Below are 21,122 nucleotides of genomic sequence, written 5' to 3' on the forward strand. Positions count from 1 at the left end.
ACCGAGCGGCCTCATAGTTCGCTCGGCTATCTGACGCCTGCGCAGTTCGCTCGGGCGCACGATGCAAAACAGCAGTTTTTAACCTCGGACTCTAACTGCAGTTCGGACTAAAACCGGGGGCAGGTCAAGCGCTGTCGCAACCTCCGGTTCCATCAGCTACACATATGATCCACTGGGCCGATTGACAAAGGCCGTTTTCAATAACGGGTCCAGTACCACAACAGTTATCTACAACTACGACGCAGCGGGTAACCGTACGTCTGTCTCCACCACATCCCCATAGCGTCCTATTGCGTCGTCGCGCAGCGCACGAATCGCATGCGTCGAATCTATCTATTTCGTAATCCGAAGTGATGGTTTTTGTCGAGGGGATGCAATGTCCAGGTTGCTGCGCGTCGTTTTCCGTACTTCGGTCGGTGTCGTCCTTCTGAGCGGTCTAATGGTGACGGGACCTCATAGCCTCGCTGCCCCAATGCAATCTGCCTTGCCACCGGTCGCCAAAAAGACGCCAGCCGAGAGGATGTTGGGCGTGCAACCAACTGCGAAGGCCGGAAAGCACTACGTTGGAAAAGAACCATCTTCCACCGGGGTGGGGCAACCGGTGACCTTCTCGAGCGGGAAGCCCGCGATCGCGTATTCGGCAGAACGCCTTTCGGCTCTCGCCAACATGAAGGGACCTGGGAGAAATGCCGCTAACTTGTTCCCGATTTCGGGCGAGGATTGGGAGCAATCTCGCAGGCGAGTCGTACTTTCACCCACAGTCAATCAAGGCGCAGCGATAGAAACGAAGACCGTTTCTCCCTCAACACGCGACACCAAGACGCATGCCTTGAGCGCCGGTGGAAACGCGAGTCCTCAAGGTCCGGCGTCGATCGCTGAGCTGGCGCGTGCTCTGAATTACAACCCGGACGTCATCTATCAGTACGTCCACAACAATGCCGAGGTCTATCCGATCTACGGTACCCAGAAAGGCTCGTTCGGCACCGTATTGGACAACTACGGGACGGTCTACGATCAAGCCATGCTGATGGTCGACCTCCTGCGAGCATCCGGTTACACCGCAAGTTTCACGACAGGTGTGATCAAGTACACCGCGGCTCAGCTCAATTCCCTTTACGGCATTGACACGTCGAATGTCTGTGCGGCCATCCACCTGTTGGGTGTGGGTGGAATCCCCGTCTATGCGACGACAGCGGTGAATCCAGGACAATGCCCAGGCAACACGTCGGCACTCGTCGATGTGTCCGTTGGCCATGTCTGGGTGAAAACGGTCATCAACGGTACGTCCTATTACTTCGATCCCAGCTTCAAGACTCACACGTTCAAGACGGGTATCGATCTCGCCAGCGCGAGTACGACCGGGTACAACGCGGCCGCGTATCTCAGTTCCGCCACGAGTGGTGCGACGATCACCGCCAATTACGTCCAGAATCTCAATCGGACAAACATCCGGAATAACCTCACAACATACGCCAACAACCTTGCGGCGTATCTGCGCGCGAACATGCCAACGGCCACAATCGATGATGTGGTGAGTGGCAAATCGATCGATCTGCTCTACGGCGCGATTCCGCACTATACGGCGCCCCCTCTGCAGAATACTGCATACCCTTTGCGGGATGTTACAGACGTTCCGACGTCAATGAAGGTGACACTGAGGATCCAGTATCAAGGGATAGACCAAACATATACGTCCGATGCAATCTATGGGCATCGTCTAACTATTACGTATAACGCGTCGAATCAGCCAATCCTCAGTTTGGATGGTAACGCTGTTGGCAGTCCCGGAATCGCGCCGACTGTTGGCTCGAACACGACCCTCACGATGGTCGTTACCCATAATGCGTTCGGAACAACAGGCGCTGACCAGACCGTCACGCAGACGATCGTCGCGAAACCGGGGAATGTCTTTGCGATTTCCGATGCATGGGGACCAACTAGTCGCGGCCTCGCGAACTTCTTCCAAACGTCACTTGGCAATTTGCGAGCATCCGGCGTCCCTGATACATCGGACGCGGTCGGGGGTACCACGTTGGCCCTGCTTGCCGCTCAGTGGCTCGGCCAGACTTCGCAGGCCTACTACTTGAGCGAACGCCTTTCTGGCACCTCGATCTTGCTATATCACGATGTCGGCGTAGCCGGTTATACCGGCGCGTCCTCCTACGTTGATTTGCCGGGCGGGTTGGTTGGGCTCGCCAACGTTGCCGGAGACTCGACGAAGGAGCCGCTTGCGTTGTATCAATCGGGGATGCATTCAAGCATCCTCGAATCGACCGTAGTTCAGCAGGTCAGCACTATCTCGGCCGCTTCGACAGTGAAACTCATTGATCTGGCGGCAGCTGCTGGGCAGCCAATTTACAACGCGACCTCAGCAAACTACGCGAGCGCGGTACAGCCGAATCTCGTGAATTGCAGCGCATATTTCGGAACATTCAGTAACTACCTCGCTGCCGGATACAACCTGATATTGCCGCAACACTGCGATATTACTGAGAATAGTTGGACCGGTGCGGGTTACTATTTTCTTGGCCCAAACATTTTGGGCTCGATGATCAAAGGAAACCTCGCCGGTGGGTTCATGACCCTCGGTCAATATCTGTCCACGCTTTCCCCGCTGGCGCTGCTCGCGGCGCCGTTTCCGCTCTCGATGTACAACCTTCCGGTCACTGTGCTCAATAATGGCGCCATCCAAATTGGGGCGCCCCTCCAAGGCGAGCCACTCAATTACGTCGGCGACCCGATCGGTCTAGTGGCCGGTAATTTTACGTACAACCGAGATGACCTTTCGTCAGGGGTGGGGGCCTTTCCGCAACGCCTCACCTTCAGACGCATGTACAGTTCGAGCGCCAAGAATCAGGACAGTGTTCTGGGGAAGGGCTGGGCACACAATTTCAATGTGACCGCGAAAGTAAATTCGGACGGTTATCAGGGGATGGGCGAAGATTCTGCACTCGATGCAGTAGCTGCGTTGGTCGAGATGAAGGCGTCGGTGGATTTGCTTGCGGATTCGTCACATCCTATTGAGAAGATGGTCATTGCGACTCTGGGGCAGCGGTGGTTCGGTGATCAGCTGATCAACAATACCGTGATCGTTACACAAGGTCTGAATGGCGAGGTGTTCGTGAAGTTGCCGGACGGCAGCTACAACCCGCCCCCTGGAAATTCGTCGAAACTGATACTGAACGGGGATGGGACGTACAGCTACGATACTGTTCACCACAATGCGATTCACTTCAACTCGTCGGGGAACATCGATACCTACAAGGACGGGAACGGTACGCAGGTCAACTACAGCTATTCCGGAAACAACCTGACCAGCGTGAGCAACGGCTTCTGGCGCACGCTAAATTTCAGCTACACGAACGGACGGATCAGCCAGGTCTCCGACGGTGCTCGAACCGTCCAATATGGCTACGACACGAATGGCAATCTGACGACCTTCACCGACACGATGTCGAAGAGTACGACCTACGGCTATGGGTTGCCAGGTCAGATGACGCAAATCTTTTACCCAAGCTTCCCGTCCGCCGCGGGCGTCACAAATGTCTATGACAGCCTGGGACGAGTCCAGACCCAGACGAATGCGCGTGGCAAAACGTACAGCTACTACTTCGCCGGATCGCGAGCTGTTGAATTAGCACCGGGTGGTATCACGAGGCTCAGCTATCTTGATGTGCTTGGGAATGTGTTACAGCAAGCGGACCCCCTATTCAACGTCACCCAATTCGCCTATGACGGGCAGGGACGGTTGATCACCAAGACGCTGCCACAGGGCAATGGGTTTTCGTACACCTACGACGATGCAACGTGCGCGAGCACCGAAAAGCGTTGTACGCAAAATGTGAAGTCGATCACGCAGTTCGCACCGCCCGGTTCTGGTCTCGCACCACTTGTTCGAAGCTTCACCTACGAGAGTGCATACAACAAAGTTGCAACAGAAACCGATGCGCGAAGCAATACCACGACGTACACCTACGCCCCCTGGGGCGACATCGCGACCGTAACCTCGCCAGTTGACGCGAGCGGGGTAGCGCCGTGGACCGCCTACGATTATTACTCGTGGACACCTACGGGCTTTCCCACGATGTATCTGCTGGCGAAGACAACGGTAAAGACGAGCGCATCCAATACCACCGCGACAACGAGGACCTATGATTGGGCGCACCATGAAGTACCCGCGACCACGACAGTCGACGCCGGCACTGGGACGCTGAATCTCACAACAACCTACACCTACGACGACATCGGCAACCTGACAGTGGTTGACGGACCGCGCACTGACGTGATCGATACGATTACGACGAGCTATGATAGTGAACGACGCCCGAGCGTCGTCACGGATGCGCTTGGGAAGCAATCTCAAACCACCTATGACGCAGACGGCCGGCCGATTGCTGTCGCCCGGCAGATCGGCGCTCAATGGTTAACAAATTGTTCGCGGTACAGCGCGACCGGAAAGGTTATCCGGGCATGGGGGCCTTCGTTGACTGCATCGGCGACAACCTGCCCATCCGAGGCTGCTCCGGTGCCGATCACGGACACCGCGTATGACGATCTCGATCGGCCATATCAGCAAACCCAGTATCTCGCGGCTGCAGATGGCGGGAACAGAGTCACGACGACGGTGTACAACGTTGACGACTCCATCAACACGATCCAGAAGGCGACTGGCACGGCGCAACAGCAAAACTATGTGCAGTACACCTATACGCCGAACGGTAAGCTCAATTTGAGTGCTGACGCGAAGAATAATCTGACCGTCTATGCATACAACGGATTCGATCGCCTGACGAACCGGTACTACCCAATGCCCAACTCACCGGGCTCGGCGAACAGCAATGATTACGACGGGTACACCTACGATCCGAACGGCAACGTGGTCACCATCCGCAAACGTAGCGGAGACACGATCACCCAGACTTGGGACAACCTGAATCGCTTGACCGCACGTAGCTATCCGAACAGTGCAAACAATGTTCAGTTCGGTTATGACCTGCGCGGACTACGCACCGCGTCGCAGTACGCGAATGGCAGCTACGCAGTGTCCTATGCCTGGGACAATGCGGGTCGGTTGCTCAACACGACCGCGGGTGGAAGGACACTCAGTTTCCAGTACGATGCCGCAGGAAACCGGACACAGACGACATGGCCAGATGGGTTCAACACGACTACTAGCTACGATGCGCTGAATCGGCCGAGCGTGATCAAGGAGAACGGAAGCACCGCACTAGCGACGTACACCTACGACGACCTGAGCCGGGCAGTTACGCTCTCTTTCGGAAACGGAACGTCGGTTCAACGCGGGTACGACAATCAAGGCGGCCTCGCGACGCTGACCAACCTACTGACTGCGCCTAGCGATCAGGTGCAGTTCACATATGCACGAAATCAAGTTCTGGACGTGAGTAGCGTCACACCGAGTAACCTCGCATATCAGTGGAGTGGTGGAACGACCGGCAGTCAGAGCTTTACCGCGGATGGCCTGAATCGTTACACGACTGCTGCTGGAGGCTCTGTCGGGTACGACAACAACGGGAACGTGACGAGCTATGGCGGCTGGACCTACAGCTACGATCTCGACAATCGCCTCGTCTCCGGAAGCACCGGTTTGTTTTCGACGGTCGGTCTATCCTACGATGCGGACGGGCGCCTGAGGCAGACCGTCGAGCCGAACGGGCTTTTCGGAAGTATTACTACCAATATGCTCTACGACGGGACACGACTCGTTGCCGAATACGATTCGTCAGGCAATATCCTGAGGCGCTACCTTCATGGCTTGGACGTTGACAACCCGCTCGTCTGGTACGAGGGTTCGGGGACTTCGAACAAGAGTTGGTTGTACACGGATCATCTTGGTAGCATTGTCGCGACGGCCAATGCAGCGGGAGCCAAGACGGCGGCCTATACGTACGGCCCGTTTGGCGAGCCGAACGCGACGAGTGGTATTCGTTTCCGGTACACGGGGCAGCAGTTCATTGGTTCGCTAGCCCTGTACTACTATAAAGCGAGGTTTTATTCGCCGGGGGCGGGACGTTTTTTTCAGATCGATCCGGTAGGCTATCAAGATGACCAGAATCTGTATGCATATGTAGGGAACAATCCCGCAAATCGTGCGGATCCGACCGGTATGACTGGGACCACTTTCGGGGAAGGGGAACTAGTTGCGGGGGTTATTACTAATCAGAGTCATTATATCGATCGTGTAGGGGCGGATAGAGTTAACGCGGTTTCTGGGGCGGCGATTGGGATTGCTTTGTCGCCCGGCTTCGTGGGGGGCACTAGCTTTGGCATGACCGTGGACGGCATAAACTACAACGTTCGAAGCTTTGTTCTTCCAAATGGAAACATTAATTTAGGGACGATTCATCCTGACGATGGCCGTAATATTGGAAGATGAGGGTCATATTTTTTAGGGTGATTATATGTTGAATGATGAATGGGCTATCCGCGATAACGAAATCGAACTAATAAGAGTTCTGCTTGATCATGCATTCCCTGGGGATACCTTATTTTCAGCTCAAATCGAGCAGATGGAGAGGGTGGTGTCATTCAATGGCGACGACACCATTCTGAAGATTGGGTTTGGCCAGAGTTACCATGCAATTAGAAAACAAGTTATCCGTCCAAATCTGAATGGATTTATTGAGGCGTCGGGGATCGACTCCGACGGTGCGGTGGTAAATGTCATGCTTTGGATCACTGACGGAGAAATCAAAGAACTGGAATTTCTTCGGCCTGATTCGAAGCCGGTTCAACGTAAACCGCGTCCTAGCGATCTTTCCGGTTTTCAATCCGCTATTTGAGCGGGAGCAACTCAATACAATACGCGATAGATCAGCAAAACTCCCTTGCCGTCGTCGGTAACGCGCCGAGCAACTCGGTCCGATCGACGAGCTTGCTCGCGATCAGGTGCCGCACCTTGCCTTCCGCCTGCCATACGCCGTAGACCGCGAGCAGCGCGGCGCCGAGCGCTTCCTTCCGAAACTTCTCCAGCAGGCCGGGCCACAGGATCACGTTCACCTGGCCCGTCTCGTCCTCGAGCGTCATGAAGAGCACACCGTTGGCCGTGCCCGGCCGTTGGCGCACCGTGACCAATCCACATGCGCGCGCGAGCTGCCCGCTGCGCAGTGTCGCGAGCTGCTCGGCCGACTGGAGACGATCGAGCGCCAGGCGATCGCGCAGCAGCGCCAGCGGATGCCGGCCGAGCGTGAAACCCATCGCGTTGTAGTCGGTCACGATCTCCATGCCTTCGGAGGCCTGCGGCAGCGCCGGCGCCGCGTCGTCGCGCTCGGTGCCGCGCAGCAGATCCCGCTCGGGCACGGCGGCGGCGGCCAGCCAGAGCGCGGCACGCCGGTTGTCGCCGGCGAGTGTGCGCAGCGCGTTCGCGCGCGCGAGCACCTGCAGGTCTTGCCGATCGAGCTGCGCTCGGCGCGCGAGATCCGCGACGTCAACAAACGGTCGCACCGCGCGCGCGAGTTCGATGCGGCCGGCCACGTCTTCGCGCATGCCGCGCAGCAGCGAGAAGCCAAGCCGCACGGGCGCCGATGTAGTCGGCCCTTCGATCGCAGAATCCCACGTGCTCACATTCACGTCGACGGGCAGTACCTCGACACCACGCCGGCGCGCGTCCTGCAGCAGTTGCGACGGCGTGTAGAAGCCCATCGGCTGGCTGTTCAGCAGCGCGGCGAGGAATACGGCCGGCTCGTGCCGGCGCAACCACACGCTCGAGTAGACGAGCAGGGCGAAGCTGGCCGCGTGGCTCTTCGGGAAGCCGTAGTCGCCGAAGCCTTTGATCTGCGCGAAGATCGCCTCGGCGAATTCGTGATCGTAACCGCGCGCGAGCATGCCGGTCACCAAGCGCTCGTGATACGGCTCCAAGCTTCCCTTGCGTTTCCAGGCCGCCATCGCACGTCGCAGCTGGTCGGCGCGATCGCGTCGCGGCCGCGCTCGTGCTCGAGCAGCAGCGCGAACGCAGCGACGTCCAGCTGCTTCGCGGTGAGCCAGCCCGTCAGCTGCAGGATCAGCCGGCGCGCGACGAACAACAGCGCCTCGGCGTGCTCGACGCGATCCATCAGTTCGACCCGCGTGTCGAACGACGGCGGCATGTCGAGCCAGTCATACGCGGCCGGCGCGGTGCCGGAGACCTGGTCGAGCCAGTCGAGCAGTTGCGTGCCGCACCGCTTCTTGAGGCCAGCGCGCAGCAGGCGCTGTAGGTCCGCGAGCGTTTCGCAGCCGAGTTCATCGAACCACGTCGCGTACCGGCGCGCGTCGGGCGCCACGCCGAGCGGCACGCGCGCGAGCGCGCGGCGCAACGATCGTGCGGACAGCGCGAGGCCGCCGCGCAGGCCGCGGGCGACTATCCATGCGGCCGGGCCGGTGGACGCGACGGAAATCGCCGCGGAGACGCCGAATGACGCGACGACGTCGCGCACGCGCCGGCGCAGCGCGCGGATGCCGTGAAAGAGGCGCAGGCTGGCCGTCACGTCGAGCAGCACCACGGCTTCGTCAGCGTCGACGACGCTCGGTGTGAACTGCAGCAACGCGTCGGCGACGCCGAGCACGAGTTCGCGCTCGCGCGCCACGACGCGGCCGCTGTTGCCGTTCGAAGTTTCTGCTAACGGTGACCACAGATACTGCTAACGGGTAAGCCCGTGGTAGCGCCGTCGGCAAAGGCTGAGAGCGATGTTCCTTTCGTGTCCGCACGCATTGCGAGAATGCAACAAAGGGAGGATGTATGTGCGAAGATTTTGCTAATGCGCCTTCAAGAGCTTGCAATGTCGGATGTGGCTCATGAGCGGCGTAATGAGGAAAGTTGCTCCTGACAAGAGCATGGTGTGCACGTAACCGATGATCAACAATGTGGGTGCGTGCGCAACAATATACCTCGCGTCCAGAAGACAGGGGGCGCAACTTTAATGCCTATTTTCCAAGGCAGGGGAGTCTGTCGACATTGAGCCGTGATGCGCGGCTATGTCGCGTTTCAACACCATCGCTGGGAATTTTACGCATGTCGATGAAATACCTCGCCAGCGACCTTATCGCCGTTCGCTTCCTCAGCTTGACGTTCGCCGCCCCGTATTAGCGAAATCACTGGACACGATTAGCGCACGAACGGACACCATTAGCAGTATCTACGAACTTCAACACGTGAACACGCATATAGGGATGCGCCGGGCGCGCGATTTTGTGGCTGACGATCGTGGCGGAACGTCTTTGCTCGTGGCCCGGAAACTGCCCGACTTTTCCGACTCTTGCCATGCTGCCACCCGCCCAGTGGCACCGTTACCGTTGAGCAGCGAGCAAACCGTGCCTGACTAGAGCGGCGTCCGTGCTGCTTTTTCGGAGCAGGTGCAAGTTTTGCTCAAATGGCTGGCCGTCATTCACCTTTAGACAGAGGGCCAGCCATGGCAAACGCGAACCAGACGCAGCGCATCAATCCTGACCGCGACGAAGCTGATAGTTCGTCAGCGACCGGCGCCATCGCCCTACTTGAGTCTGACCATCGAGCGGTCGAAAAGCTGTTCACTATTTTTGAAAGAACCGCCGACGAGGACCTCGATGCTAAGCACGCGCTCGTTAGAAGAGCCTGCGAAGAGTTGACCGTCCACGCGATGATTGAGGAACAATTTCTTTACCCAGCTGCGCACGATGTGCTATCCGGCGACCCGCAAAAGAAGGTCGACGAAGCCTACGTGGAGCACTTCCTCGTGAAGACGCTCATCGAGAAATTCGAAACCCTCAAGCCCGGTATGGAAGGGTTTGACGCCACTTTCAGGGTACTGATGGAAAACGTCCGGCATCACATCAAGGAAGAGGAGACGGAGCTCTTTCCAGAACTACACTCATCGGGACTCGACATTGCCGGACTTGGTCGCAAGCTCGCACAGCGAAAGGCGCAACTGGAGGCCCGACTACCGAAAGACGCCGGCGATCGGACATGACCGACGACCCAAACATATCGGTAGTCGCCAGCGAATAGACCACTGCCGTGTCGCGCGTGGGTGGGCGACGATGCCGCACGGATTGTCGTGACCGACCCACAACCGGTCGTGTGGGACGAGCGACTATTTCTGATGCCTCACGTCGGACAGTCTTAGCGACATCCTGATGAACTGCTAGAGTTCGCGACGATTGGCCGGCGAGGTCGCGCAACGCGGCGGCGTGGCCGCATCGTCGCTCCCCTTCCACGAAGCGAAGGGATGGGTCCACGGCCGACGTAGCGACGGCAACCGGTGCCGTCATGCACCGGCCACCGCGCCGCTGCCCCGAACACCGCGTTACCCGGCCTCGTCCGATAGTGCGACAGACGCCGCGTGTTGACCGCCACCGCCTCGCTCCGCTGTCGACCCCTCGCTCCGGCGGTAAGCGATATCGGCCCCGAGCGCGTGGAGGAGCGATCGGCCCTTCTTCGTCAGATACGCGCGCCGGCGGCCGGGAGCGCCATGTTCGAGCATGACGAGTTGTCGTTCGAGCAACGCATCGAGTTCGGCGCGATTCATGTCGAGCTGATCGGGCGCCTGGCACACCAGCATCAGCGTCGCGAATTCGTGCGGGCTCAGCATGGCCGCCTCCCGTCGCGCACGGAACCGCCGCCAGCAGGCGTGACGCGGAAAAACGAAACAGGGTGCGGCACGTGTCCAGCGGTGACGACGCGACGGCGCGGCAGCTTCGGTCGGCCGACCGCGGCGGGTTGGGCCGCGCGACGCAACGCGAATGGCTTGCGCGCGGCGCGTGCCCGAGCACCGATCGGCGCGAAGCGACCGTTGCCGTTGCGCGCGACCCGCAGGCCGGCTGGCAGGCCCTTGACGATGCGGGCGACGCGTCGTGGCCGGCGGCCGGCTTCCGTCGGCCGATCGGAGGTAAAGAAAGGATCGTTCATGATTCGCTCCCGGTTGGACCTCGCACGGAGGGCGAACCGGACCACGCGCTCCAGTTCGTCGATCCGCGAGAGGGCTCGCTGACAAACAAATCGAAACACGCAGCGCGTAAGCCGCGACTGCCTGAGCGATACCAAAATAGGACGGCAAGCGCGGATTTCAAGCGCCGTTTTGCGATGATTCGCGCGGCCCGGCGCGGCCACCGTCGACGTCGTACCGTCGCGCGTCGCAGGGCATCGCGAGACGAGCGACGGTCGGACGAACGCGGTTTCTGGTTGGAAACATTTTGTTACACATGCGCTTTCCTGGCCCTCTTGAAGCGCGCTTACCGCGCCACTATTTCGCTTTTCGCCAATCGATGGCACGCCGGTGCGTCGCTGTCTTTATGCGTGCAGGCGCCGGCGGATTCCCTTTTCCAGGTGATCTCATCGCTCAGGAGATGAAAATGCAGATTCGTCCCCTCTACGACCGGGTTATCGTCAAGCGAATCGAACAGCAGCGGACGACAGCCTCCGGCATCGTGATTCCCGATTCGGCCGCCGAACGGCCCGAGCAGGGTGAAGTGATCGCGGTCGGCAGCGGCCGGCTGCTCCAGGACGGCTCGCAGCGCCCGCTGCAGCTCCAGGTCGGCGACCAGGTTCTCTTCGGCAAATATGCAGGCCAGACCGTGAAGGTGAACGGCGAGGAACTGCTCGTGATGCGCGAAGAGGACGTCATGGGCGTACTCGAACCCGAATCGCCGGCTGCCAGGAAAGCGGCCTGAATGCCGATTCGGCCGCGTCGCACGGGTGAGTGCCCGATGCGCGCGGCATCCCGTTCAACGACTGTATCCGGAGCAAGAAAATGACCGTAAAAGACGTGAAATTCCGCGATGGCGCCCGCCAGCAGATCGTCAAGGGCGTGAACGTGCTGGCCGACGCGGTGAAGGTGACGCTCGGCCCGAAAGGCCGCAACGTCGTGATCGAGCGCGGTTTCGGCGCGCCCGTGATCACGAAGGACGGCGTGTCGGTCGCGAAGGAAATCGAGCTGCAGGACCGTTTCGAGAACATGGGCGCGCAGATCGTCAAGCAGGTCGCGTCGAAGACGGCGGACGTGGCCGGCGACGGGACGACCACCGCCACCGTGCTCGCGCAGGCGATCGTGCAGGAGGGCATGAAGCACGTCGCGGCCGGCATGAATCCGATGGATCTGAAGCGCGGCATCGACAAGGCCGTCGGCGCGGTGCTCGACGAGCTGCGCAAGCTGTCCCGACCGATTTCGACCCACAAGGAAATCGCGCAGGTCGGCGCGATTTCCGCGAACTCGGACGACGCGATCGGCAAGATCATTGCCGATGCGATGGAGAAGGTCGGCAAGGACGGCGTGATCACCGTCGAGGACGGCAAGTCGCTGGAGAACGAACTCGACGTGGTCGAAGGCATGCAGTTCGACCGCGGTTACGTGAGCCCGTATTTCATCAACGATCCCGCGAAGCAGGCGGCGTATCTCGACGATGCGCTGATTCTGCTGCACGACAAGAAGATCTCCAGTATCCGCGACCTCCTGCCGATCCTCGAAGCGGCGTCCAAGGCCGGCAAGCCGCTGCTGATCGTCGCCGAGGACGTCGAGGCCGAAGCGCTCGCGACACTCGTCGTGAATTCGATGCGCGGCATCCTGAAGGTCGCCGCCGTCAAGGCGCCGGGTTTCGGCGACCGGCGCAAGGCCATGCTGGAGGATCTCGCGATCCTGACCGGTGCGACGGTCATCTCGGAGGAAACCGGCAAGCAGCTCGACAAGGCCACGCTCGAGGATCTTGGCAGTGCGAAGCGTATCGAGGTGCGCAAGGACGATACGATCATCATCGACGGCGCGGGCGATGCGGCGCGCATCGATGCGCGCGTGAAATCGATTCGCGTGCAGATCGACGAAGCGACGAGCGACTACGATCGCGAGAAGCTGCAGGAGCGTGTCGCGAAGCTCGCGGGCGGCGTGGCGGTGATCAAGGTCGGCGCAGTGACCGAAGTCGAAATGAAGGAGAAGAAGGACCGCGTCGACGATGCGCTGCATGCGACGCGCGCGGCGGTCGAGGAGGGCATCGTGCCGGGCGGCGGCGTCGCGCTGCTGCGTGCGCGCGCGGCGCTGTCGGACATCCGGGGCGCGAATGCGGACCAGGACGCCGGCATCCGGATCGTGCTGCGCGCGCTGGAGGCGCCGCTGCGCGTCATCGCGGCCAACGCGGGCGACGAACCGTCGGTCGTGGTCTCGAAGGTGCTCGAAGGCAAAGGGAACTTCGGCTACAACGCGGCGACCGGCGAGTACGGCGATCTGGTGGAAGCCGGCGTGGTCGACCCGACCAAGGTCACGCGTACCGCGCTGCAGAACGCCGCGTCGATCGCGAGCCTGGTGCTGACGACCGATGCGACTGTCGCGCAAGCGCCGAAAGAGAGCAGCGCCGAGCCGGCTCCCGCGCCCGAACTCGGCTACTGAGCTGCATCGCAGGCCCGCCTGCGATCGTCGAACAGCCGCTGGCCGGAGCGGCTTTACCCGGCGCGCGCGACAGCGGGGAGCGTCGCGCCGCTTTTTTCATGTTTGCGAGACCAACCATGAAGCTCGAACTTTCGATCGACTCCAGGCCGCTGCACGTCGAACTCGACGACGTCATCGCCGGCCTGCTCGCCGCGCGGCTCGGCCTGCCGCCGGAGGGCGACCATCGCGGTGCGATCGGCCGCTACCTCGGCGACGCGGCGGGGCCGTGGACGCTGGATGACGACCATATGCGCAAGCGCGTGATGCGCCGCCTGATTCTCGACATCGCCGATCCGACGCTGGTCATCCAGTACCTGATGGCCGACCAGACCGACCAGACCGGCCCCGGCGAAGCAGGCGCCTGATGCGCGCCGAACGCGCGTCCGTCCGTTCGACGACGCATCGAGCGCTTCCTGTCGCTTCGCCGGCGCGCCGGGATCCTGGGCGCGCGCCCGGGAGCTTCGAGTCAGGCGCCGTCCGGCTTGCCCGGCTTGCGGCCTTGGGGGGCCGGCTGGCCCGTGCCGAGTTCGGCACCCGTCACCGGGTCGCTGTTCGGGTCGGAGGCGAGTCGCCGCGCCATCGCTTCGACGGCGTCCGCCTGCTGCGGCTCGAGCATGCCTTCCGGAATACCGCTGCCGCCGTCGACCGCGGGTTCGGCGGGGCGGATTTCGAGTTCGCCTCCGTGGTTCCATGGCCCGACCAGCGGTGCGGCGTCCGGCTGCATCCGGAAGTACACGTGATCGTACGGCGCCTTCGGCGGCAGCTTGCCCGGCGGGAAGTTCGCGGTGATCGCATACAGCGCCTTCTCGAACGACATCTGGTGCGACACCTCGCGCGTCATCAGGAAGCCGAGCGCGTCGCGAATATCCGGATCGTCGGTCACGTTGATGAGCCGCTCGTAGATGATCTTCGCACGTGCTTCGGCCGCGATGTTCGAGCGTAGGTCTGCCGTCGGTTCGCCGATCGTGTCGATGTACGCGGCCGACCACGGCACGCCGCCCGAATTGGTCAACGGTGCGCCCGCGCCGTACAGCACCTGCGTCACGTGGCTGTCGTTGCCCGCGCCGTGCAGCTTGCGGTACAGCTCGGCCTGTTCGTCGACCGCTTCGGCCAGTTCGCCCTTGGCGCCGCGATTGAGCATCGCGGCCATCGAGCCGATCACTTCGAGGTGGCTCAGCTCCTCGGTGGCGATGTCGAGCAGCATGTCCTTGCGGCCGGGATCCTCTTCGGTGATCGCCTGCGTGAAATAGCGCATCGCGGCGGCAAGCTCGCCTTGCGGGCCGCCGAACTGCTCGAGCAGCAGATTGGCGAGTCCTGGATTCGGCGCGCCCACGCGCACTGTGTACTGAAGCCGTGTGTTGTGGATGAACATGGCATCTCCGTGGAAAGGGTTGCGCGACATTCGCCGGATCGAGACAGCACGAATCGATCCCATGGTCGGCCGCCCGATCCAGCGCATGCGCGATGCCGACCGGTGCGGGCTGCGGCAGGCCCGGCTTCTCGTGGATGCGGGTGCGGTTCCTCGTGCGGCACGCGTGCATCGTGCCGACGGGCGGTGGCCGGGCCGGGCATGGATCGGCGCCGGGCGACGAAGCAGCAATCGTGCGGTCGGCGCGCGACGGGCAGCGTCTCGCGGGCGAAGCTGCCCGCCGCCGATGCAAGGACACCGCATGCGAATACGGCAGAGACGGCGGCGACTCGGGCGCGCGTCGCGTGACCCGCAACCCTGGTCGCCGGATTTTCAAGCGGTTGTCATTTCAACAGCCTGCCGGGCAGCGCCACGCCGGCCTGAATGCGCGCCGTGCGGCATGTCGACGGTGCGCGGGACCGAGCGTCTCGGTGACGCGTGATGCCGGATTCACAAAGGAGTACAGATGACGACGCGCGACGGAAACGCGGTGCCTCCGCATTGCCGGTGAGTCGGACGACGGCAGGCGCGCGGGCCGAGCGGCCCCCGCGCGCCTGCCGGCTCATCGCGCTTTCAGCATTTCGTCGGCGAGCCGATAGGCGCTGACCGCGCGCTTCGATTCGTAGTCCGCGATCGTGGACACGTTGCGACCGGCGTCACGCGACAGTAAACCTTGCAGTGCGGCGGCGGCGAAGAAATCGCGAAGATCCGGCGTAACGGATTTCGCCTCCGGTGGCGCGGCTTCGACGAGCGGATCCGGCTTCCAGAAAACGGGCGACAGCGGCGACGATTTGGATAGGGCGGCTGTCTGTTTGATGCTCACATTCTGGGACAACGGTGTCATTTCTTCCCCTTCGATCAGGTATCAAGTGGCGAAGCAGCGGAATATCCCCGATTGAATGAGCGAGCATCGTTTCGTTCTTTTCTGAGCGGTACTAACGATTGATCGACGCGAATGTTCGCCGGTAATACGAAATCCGTCAAAGAAAATAAATTGGCTCCACCTCGCGGTCGAACGAGCAGGATTCGTTCCCGCTCCGGGGAGGGCCGAAGCGGCGTTTTTCGCGCGCCGGAGTCGATGGTATGTCGGCACGGATGACGTTCCGGTGACGCGCCGTGGGCATCGTCGATTCCGGGTTTTCTGGCACCGACGGCGGTCGATATGGTGCGATTTATCCCGGCACGAACACGCCCATCGCCGCGACCGCCATCGCGAGCGTCGCGAGCCATCCTCCCCATGCCAGGGGGCCTTTGACGGCAAATTCGCCCATGACCCGCTTGCTTCTCGCCATCAGCATCATCACGACCATGATCGGGACGGCGCTCACCCCATTGATGACCGCACTCCAGTAAAGCGCGCGGATCGGGTCGAAATGCATGAACGTGAACGCGATTCCGCCGACGGTCGACAGGGCGATCACCGCATAGAATTCGGGTGCGACGCCCAGTTCTAGCGCGAGACTGTTGCGCCAGCGAAACGTGCCGGCCGCCGCATAGGCGGCCGATCCCGCGAGCACCGGCAGCGCCAGCAGGCCGGTGCCGACGATGCCGAGCGCGAACAGCACGTACGCGAAGTGGCCGGCAAGCGGCTCGAGCGCCCGCGCGGCGTCCGCCGACGTTTTGACGTCGATGTGATGCGCGTTGAGCGTGGCTGCCGCCGTCAGCACGATGAAGAATCCAATTACGTTCGATACGCCCATGCCGAACCACGTATCGAAGCTGATCCGGCGCAACTGCGCGGGCGCCTGGCCCGGCATGCGCCGCAGCGGCCTCTGATTCGGCACGGCGCGCAATTCCTCGACTTCCTGGGACGCCTGCCAGAAAAACAGATACGGGCTGATGGTCGTGCCGAGTACGGCGACGACCGTGGTCAGATAAGCGGCGCTCAGCTGCGCATGCGGCCGCACGATCGCGCGACCGACCTCGGCCCAGCTGACGGGCACGATCAGGGCGACCGCGACGTAGGCCAGCAGCGTCAGCGCCGTCCATTTGAGCAATCGCGAGTAGCGATCGTACGGGACGAAAACCTGCAGTACGACCGACACGCCGCCGAGGCACACGATGTAGAGCTGTTGCGGGCCGGGCAGCAACAAATTGACGGCGGCACCCATGGCCGACAAGTCGGCCGCGATGTTGATCACGTTGGCCGTGATCAGCAGCACGACGGTCCCGTACAGCAGCCATCCCGGGTAGTGCCTGCGCATGTTGGACGCGAGGCCCTTGCCCGTCACGCGGCCGATTCGCGCGCTGACCAGCTGGATGGCCGTCATCAGCGGGTACGTCAGCAGCAGCGCCCACAGCAGTTCGAAGCCGAATTGCGCGCCCGCCTGCGAGTACGTGCCGATACCGGAAGGATCGTCGTCGGCGGCGCCGGTGATCAGGCCGGGGCCCAGGCGACGGACCCACGTGACGGCGTTCGGGTCCGGTTCCGTCGGCTCGGGCTGAAGCAAATCGTTGTCGTTCATGATGGCGCGCCTCCCGAGGAGTGCAGCAGGCGCAATCGCCGTGCCCGCTCGACGGGCGCCTCGCGCGGGGCGGCCCAGGCGGACGCCCTGCGGTCCCGGTTTGCCCGCGATACGACGGCGCGCGACGGGCGTTACGTCGAGCTACCCGCACCGCCGGCGGGCGAGACCGTCGCGTGCATCGCCTGTTCGAGAAGGACATGCGCGGCTTGCCACGCGCGCGCGGCAGCCGCGGAGTCGTTGAACGCCCGCGCTTCGACCGTGGCGCCGTCCAGCAGCATCATGAAGACGATCGCCAGCCGGTTTGCGGTTTCCGCCGGCACGAGGGCTTCGATCAGTTCGGCGATCCATTCGACCATTTTGCGACGATAGCGGATCGCGACATCCGAGATCGGCGCATAAGCGGTGCCGAATTCGGCCAGCGCACGCTCGAACAGGCAGCCGGCAAATTCGGGCGTCCTGAACCATGCCGCGTACCAGTCGAAGATGGTCTTGACGCGCTCGACCGGATCGACGACGTGCTGCAACTGCGCGTCGATGCTGTCGACGATCAGGTCGTAGCGCTGGACCAGCACTTCGCGGATCAGTTCGTCCTTGCTCGCGAAATGCCGGTACAGCGTCATTCGGGCGACACCGGAATCGTCGATGATCCAGTCGACGCCCACCGGGTGGAATCCGTGCCTGGAGAACAGTTCGGTCGCTTTGTCTACCACCAGCTGGCGTTTGTTGGCTCGCACGAACAGCTTCCTCCTCGATATTTCAGCAGCATAGACCGATTATTCTAGCATCGTGCCGCGCAACGGAATCGGCTTCCCGGCGCTGTCCGACGGCATTGCCGCCATGGCAACCATGCTTGCCGAGCCGGTCATCAAGTTATCTTGACTATTAGATAGACCGATATGTATCATTTGGAAACCGTAAGCAGCGGTAGGTATTGTGCGGATTAAAGAGACGGAACAGGGCGGGGTCCCGCTTGCCGTTTTTCGCCGCATCGGATGCTGCAACGATGTTTCAAGTCGACAAGAGAACCTGAGAGAGCCTTGGCATGCGGGCCCGCGCACGATCTTCGCTGCGTCCCGCACCAGCCGGGGGCAGGCTCGCGGGCGAGCGCGCGAAGCAATCCGGCGCAAATAAAACGTGGGGAAAGCACAAATGATTCGCCGTTTACTCGCACCGGGGCTGCTGTTGCTGTTGGCCGCGTGCGCGCAGGATCCGTCCATCACGAGCAGGACCGTGCGGATCTGCGACGACACCGGTTGTTCCGATCGCCCTAAAGATCAGGTCTCCTATCAAAAAAAGGACGATTCGGACGACCGCGACGATCCGCGCATCGCCGCGCTCAAGCAAACCGCGAAAGCCCAGCCGAAGGCCGCCTACGACCTCGGCCTGCGCTACTTCCGCGGCGACGGCGTGCGCCAGGACAGCTACCAGGCCCTCAAGTGGATGCGCGAGGCCGCCGAACACGGCGACCTGAACGCGCAGAAGGCCCTCGGCAGTTTCTACCTGTTCGGCCTCGAGGAAATGGGCTCGGATGCGCGCGAAGCGGAGAAGTGGCTGTCGATCGCGGCGGCTCGCGGCGACAAGGAATCGAAAAAGCTGCTCGAGCTCGCGCGCAAGGCGAAGAAGGGAGACGAAGACGACTGGAAATGGCGCACGCAATGGCGTGATGTCTATTACGGCTACTGGTATTCGGGCTATCCGTACTACGGCGTCTGGAATCAGACGTCCTGGTACTACTGACCGAGCCTGAAGCAACGGGGGCAGCCGCGGGGAGACCACCATCGCGCGCCACGCCGGGGGGCTTATCGAAGTTCGCACGGACACATAAGCCGAACAACGACTCTAATCGATCGACAACGACATGAAGACCAACCTTTCCCAACGTCTCATTCAAGGTGCGCTGGTTGCAGCGCTTGGCGCGTCCGTCGCGGGGTGCGGCGGCGTGGTGACGCCCGGCGGGCAGAACGCCGGCGTGACGGGCGCGGCAGCAGGCGGCGCGAGCGCCGGCGCCGATTCGGGGCTGCAGCGCTGCACGTCGCCGCTCGGCACGATCGCGGTCGACGACGGCCGCAACGCCGACTGGTGGGGCCCGTTCGGCAGCGCGACCAAGATGACGACGATCGACCCGCTGCTGCGCCTGGCGGTGCAGCAGTCGAACTGCTTCGTGATCACGTCGATCGGCAACCAGAAGAGCGACGCGCGCCTGTCGCGCATCACGCAGTTGCAGCGCAGCTCGGGCGAATACCGCGCGGGCTCGAAGCAGCAGAAGGGGCAGCGGGTCGCGGCCGACTACTACATGGAGCCGCAGATCGTGATCAACGACTCGCCGATCGCCGGGATCGGCAGCATGATCGGCGGGCTGATCGGCAACAGCGCGATCGCGGCGGTGGCGGGCCACCTGCAGACGAAGGCGTCGGTCGTGACGCTGACGCTGTTCGACGTGCGCTCGGCGGTGCAGATCGCGGCGTCGGAAGGCAGCTCGACGGCGACCAACTACGGCGCGGCGCTGGGTGGCTTCGGCGGCGGCGTGGGCGGTGCGCTCGCAGGCTTTTCGTCGACGCCGGAAGGCAAGGCGACGGTCGTCGCGTTCATCGATGCATACAACAAGATGGTCGTCGCGCTGCGCAGCTACAAGGCGCAGGACGTCAAGGGCGGCCTTGGCCGCGGCGGTCAGCTCCAGGTCAACTGACGTCGTGGGGCCGGCGGGGGCCGCCGGCCGAGCGGTTCAGGCGAGAAAGTTGCTCGACATCTCCTCGACGCCGTCGCGGCGAGCGCAGGCGCAATTGGAACACGTGCGGGCCCCCTGATCGACACATGTCGACGCAGGCGGGTCTTCGCTCCGGACTGCGTATCGTGATCAATCAGGTGACGAACAAAAGCGTCTTCACTTGCCGGATCGCTATATGCAGCGCCTCATATCGTCCGACGAGCGTCTATACTTTTTGATCGTCATGTCGGCGCCGTGGGCGCTGGCGATTCTTCGCTATTGCCGGATTCGCGCCAGTTCTGCCATCACAACGGTGCTCGCCCATGCGCGGCGCTGGCTTTGAGCGCCCGATAGCCGCGAGAAGGCGCTGGCACCAGGAATGCCCGGCCCGTTCGCGCGCGATCAAATACTCCGGAGGTGTGTCATGACCTGGATCGGTACGTGGCGTAATCAATACGGCTCCACGCTTTCCATCACGGACGACGAGGAGGGCGCCATCCGTGGCGTATTCAGCACCGCGTTGCAGGACAGCGCCTTCTTCGGTCACGATCTGCCTGTCTCAGGCGTCTGGTTTGGCGATTGCATCAACTTCGCGTTCGGCATGTCGAATGACGTAGCTACCGCGATCTGTTCTTTCACCGGCATGCTGCGTGACGGCAAGCTGGAGACGGTATGGCATGTCGTGACCAGCAAGGCGCCTCGGCAAGGCTCGCGATCGTCGGAGTTTGGATGGGCACATGCCGTCCAGACCAATGCGGATACATTCCAAAGAGTCGCCGCGTAACGTACCCGCAAAATCGTGGTTCGGAGCGATTGTAAGCCGCGATGCCCGTCGCCGGCTCGAACGGCGCGGCCATGCGCGCGGCATGCAGGTTCGTGCAGAACGTCGCGACCGGGTCCGGCCGCCCCGTGCAGCCTCGCGCCTCAGTGAGGAGAGCAGCATGTCGAGCACTTTCGCGATGCCGTAGGAGTCGAGCAGCCCAAGATGCTGCTCGGCCACACAGTCGAATGCCACCGCACTTTTGACGGCGGGAAGCCTTGCCGATATTGGCGCACATCACGGGCACGATCCAGATATAAACGAAATGTGATCACTCGCGACCGCAAAATTTTGCACAATGGCGGCAGCGCGGCCTTCCGCCGCGCTTCGCGCCGGCTTCGAT

16 protein-coding genes and 2 pseudogenes are annotated in these 21,122 nt (G+C 61.9%); 10 read left to right on the forward strand and 8 right to left on the reverse strand.

Annotation, left to right across the window (positions count from 1 at the left end; genetic code table 11):
* Positions 1-376 precede the first annotated feature (376 nt).
* On the forward strand, positions 377-6,397 hold the full coding sequence (locus C4B30_RS28030) for an RHS repeat-associated core domain-containing protein (RefSeq protein WP_051421434.1): 6,021 nt from the start codon (positions 377-379) through the stop codon (positions 6,395-6,397).
* A gap of 25 nt (positions 6,398-6,422) precedes the next feature.
* Positions 6,423-6,803: a DUF6984 family protein gene (locus tag C4B30_RS35430; protein WP_143751682.1), complete on the forward strand. Its 381-nt coding sequence runs from the start codon at positions 6,423-6,425 to the stop codon at positions 6,801-6,803.
* A 31-nt stretch (positions 6,804-6,834) separates the two neighbouring features.
* On the opposite strand, the pseudogene C4B30_RS28035 reads toward C4B30_RS35430, so the two are convergent.
* Positions 6,835-7,926, reverse strand: a pseudogene (locus C4B30_RS28035) (helix-hairpin-helix domain-containing protein); the annotation flags it as partial.
* A pseudogene (locus C4B30_RS28040) lies at positions 7,908-8,588 on the reverse strand (Y-family DNA polymerase); the annotation flags it as partial. The pseudogenes C4B30_RS28040 and C4B30_RS28035, both read right to left, overlap by 19 nt.
* Before the next feature lie 816 nt (positions 8,589-9,404).
* Between C4B30_RS28040 and C4B30_RS28045 the strand changes: the two are divergent.
* Positions 9,405-9,941, forward strand: a complete 537-nt coding sequence (locus tag C4B30_RS28045) for a hemerythrin domain-containing protein (RefSeq protein WP_034185512.1) — start codon at positions 9,405-9,407, stop codon at positions 9,939-9,941.
* A 336-nt stretch (positions 9,942-10,277) separates the two neighbouring features.
* On the opposite strand, the gene C4B30_RS28050 is transcribed toward C4B30_RS28045, so the two are convergent.
* The gene (locus tag C4B30_RS28050; RefSeq protein WP_027786202.1) at positions 10,278-10,562 is read right to left on the reverse strand and encodes a hypothetical protein; all 285 of its coding nucleotides are present in this window, start codon (positions 10,560-10,562) and stop codon (positions 10,278-10,280) included.
* Entirely contained in the window at positions 10,556-11,080 is a 525-nt protein-coding gene (locus C4B30_RS35945) for a hypothetical protein (RefSeq protein ID WP_227789563.1), read from the reverse strand. Before C4B30_RS35945 ends, C4B30_RS28050 begins: the two co-directional genes overlap by 7 nt.
* Positions 11,081-11,322: 242 nt before the next feature.
* On the opposite strand from C4B30_RS35945, the gene C4B30_RS28060 reads away from it, so the two are divergent.
* The 3 genes from C4B30_RS28060 (at position 11,323) to C4B30_RS28070 (ending at position 13,747) form a co-directional block, all read left to right on the forward strand.
* Complete coding sequence (locus C4B30_RS28060; protein WP_006482399.1) at positions 11,323-11,640, forward strand: co-chaperone GroES; 318 nt, start codon at positions 11,323-11,325, stop codon at positions 11,638-11,640.
* An 80-nt stretch (positions 11,641-11,720) separates the two neighbouring features.
* A complete protein-coding gene (gene groL / locus C4B30_RS28065) occupies positions 11,721-13,343 on the forward strand; it encodes a chaperonin GroEL (RefSeq protein WP_027786201.1) in 1,623 nt (540 codons plus the stop codon).
* Positions 13,344-13,459: 116 nt separating this feature from the next.
* The gene (locus C4B30_RS28070; RefSeq protein ID WP_027786200.1) at positions 13,460-13,747 is read left to right on the forward strand and encodes a hypothetical protein; all 288 of its coding nucleotides are present in this window, start codon (positions 13,460-13,462) and stop codon (positions 13,745-13,747) included.
* 101 nt (positions 13,748-13,848) lie between these two features.
* Here C4B30_RS28070 and C4B30_RS28075 read toward each other — a convergent pair whose 3' ends face one another.
* The 4 genes from C4B30_RS28075 to C4B30_RS28090 form a co-directional block, all read right to left on the reverse strand.
* Positions 13,849-14,754 carry a manganese catalase family protein gene (locus C4B30_RS28075; RefSeq protein WP_027786199.1) on the reverse strand — a complete coding sequence of 302 codons (906 nt, stop codon included), beginning with the start codon at positions 14,752-14,754 and terminating at the stop codon, positions 13,849-13,851.
* 598 nt (positions 14,755-15,352) lie between these two features.
* Entirely contained in the window at positions 15,353-15,634 is a 282-nt protein-coding gene (locus C4B30_RS28080) for a hypothetical protein (protein WP_027786198.1), read from the reverse strand.
* Positions 15,635-15,962: 328 nt separating this feature from the next.
* Positions 15,963-17,255 (reverse strand): NRAMP family divalent metal transporter, encoded by a 1,293-nt coding sequence (locus C4B30_RS28085; protein WP_027786197.1) that lies wholly within the window; start codon positions 17,253-17,255, stop codon positions 15,963-15,965.
* A 131-nt stretch (positions 17,256-17,386) separates the two neighbouring features.
* Entirely contained in the window at positions 17,387-17,989 is a 603-nt protein-coding gene (locus C4B30_RS28090) for a TetR/AcrR family transcriptional regulator (protein ID WP_027786196.1), read from the reverse strand.
* 415 nt (positions 17,990-18,404) lie between these two features.
* Here C4B30_RS28090 and C4B30_RS28095 point away from each other — a divergent pair, with 415 nt between their 5' ends.
* The 4 genes from C4B30_RS28095 (at position 18,405) to C4B30_RS28105 (ending at position 20,743) form a co-directional block, all read left to right on the forward strand.
* A complete protein-coding gene (locus C4B30_RS28095; protein ID WP_027786195.1) occupies positions 18,405-18,992 on the forward strand; it encodes a tetratricopeptide repeat protein in 588 nt (195 codons plus the stop codon).
* A gap of 121 nt (positions 18,993-19,113) precedes the next feature.
* The gene (locus tag C4B30_RS28100; protein WP_027786194.1) at positions 19,114-19,941 is read left to right on the forward strand and encodes a hypothetical protein; all 828 of its coding nucleotides are present in this window, start codon (positions 19,114-19,116) and stop codon (positions 19,939-19,941) included.
* A 214-nt stretch (positions 19,942-20,155) separates the two neighbouring features.
* A complete protein-coding gene (locus C4B30_RS35435; RefSeq protein ID WP_155257382.1) occupies positions 20,156-20,302 on the forward strand; it encodes a hypothetical protein in 147 nt (48 codons plus the stop codon).
* Positions 20,303-20,383: 81 nt separating this feature from the next.
* Positions 20,384-20,743 (forward strand): avidin/streptavidin family protein, encoded by a 360-nt coding sequence (locus C4B30_RS28105; protein WP_027786193.1) that lies wholly within the window; start codon positions 20,384-20,386, stop codon positions 20,741-20,743.
* Positions 20,744-21,122: the final 379 nt, after the last annotated feature.

This window comes from Burkholderia sp. BE12 (assembly GCF_002959955.1).
GTDB lineage: Bacteria > Pseudomonadota > Gammaproteobacteria > Burkholderiales > Burkholderiaceae > Burkholderia.

Bases quoted from the DNA above. Each gene is read 5' to 3' on its own strand.
- C4B30_RS28060 (WP_006482399.1), top strand. From the start codon at position 11,323: ATGCAGATTCGTCCCCTCTACGACCGGGTTATCGTCAAGCGAATCGAA.
- C4B30_RS28105 (WP_027786193.1), top strand. From the start codon at position 20,384: ATGACCTGGATCGGTACGTGGCGTAATCAATACGGCTCCACGCTTTCC.
- C4B30_RS28075 (WP_027786199.1), bottom strand. From the start codon at position 14,754: ATGTTCATCCACAACACACGGCTTCAGTACACAGTGCGCGTGGGCGCG.
- C4B30_RS28095 (WP_027786195.1), top strand. From the start codon at position 18,405: ATGATTCGCCGTTTACTCGCACCGGGGCTGCTGTTGCTGTTGGCCGCG.
- C4B30_RS28030 (WP_051421434.1), top strand. From the start codon at position 377: ATGTCCAGGTTGCTGCGCGTCGTTTTCCGTACTTCGGTCGGTGTCGTC.
- C4B30_RS28085 (WP_027786197.1), bottom strand. From the start codon at position 17,255: ATGAACGACAACGATTTGCTTCAGCCCGAGCCGACGGAACCGGACCCG.
- C4B30_RS28080 (WP_027786198.1), bottom strand. From the start codon at position 15,634: ATGACACCGTTGTCCCAGAATGTGAGCATCAAACAGACAGCCGCCCTA.
- C4B30_RS35435 (WP_155257382.1), top strand. From the start codon at position 20,156: ATGCAGCGCCTCATATCGTCCGACGAGCGTCTATACTTTTTGATCGTC.
- groL (WP_027786201.1), top strand. From the start codon at position 11,721: ATGACCGTAAAAGACGTGAAATTCCGCGATGGCGCCCGCCAGCAGATC.
- C4B30_RS28100 (WP_027786194.1), top strand. From the start codon at position 19,114: ATGAAGACCAACCTTTCCCAACGTCTCATTCAAGGTGCGCTGGTTGCA.
- C4B30_RS28045 (WP_034185512.1), top strand. From the start codon at position 9,405: ATGGCAAACGCGAACCAGACGCAGCGCATCAATCCTGACCGCGACGAA.
- C4B30_RS35430 (WP_143751682.1), top strand. From the start codon at position 6,423: ATGTTGAATGATGAATGGGCTATCCGCGATAACGAAATCGAACTAATA.
- C4B30_RS28070 (WP_027786200.1), top strand. From the start codon at position 13,460: ATGAAGCTCGAACTTTCGATCGACTCCAGGCCGCTGCACGTCGAACTC.
- C4B30_RS28050 (WP_027786202.1), bottom strand. From the start codon at position 10,562: ATGCTGAGCCCGCACGAATTCGCGACGCTGATGCTGGTGTGCCAGGCG.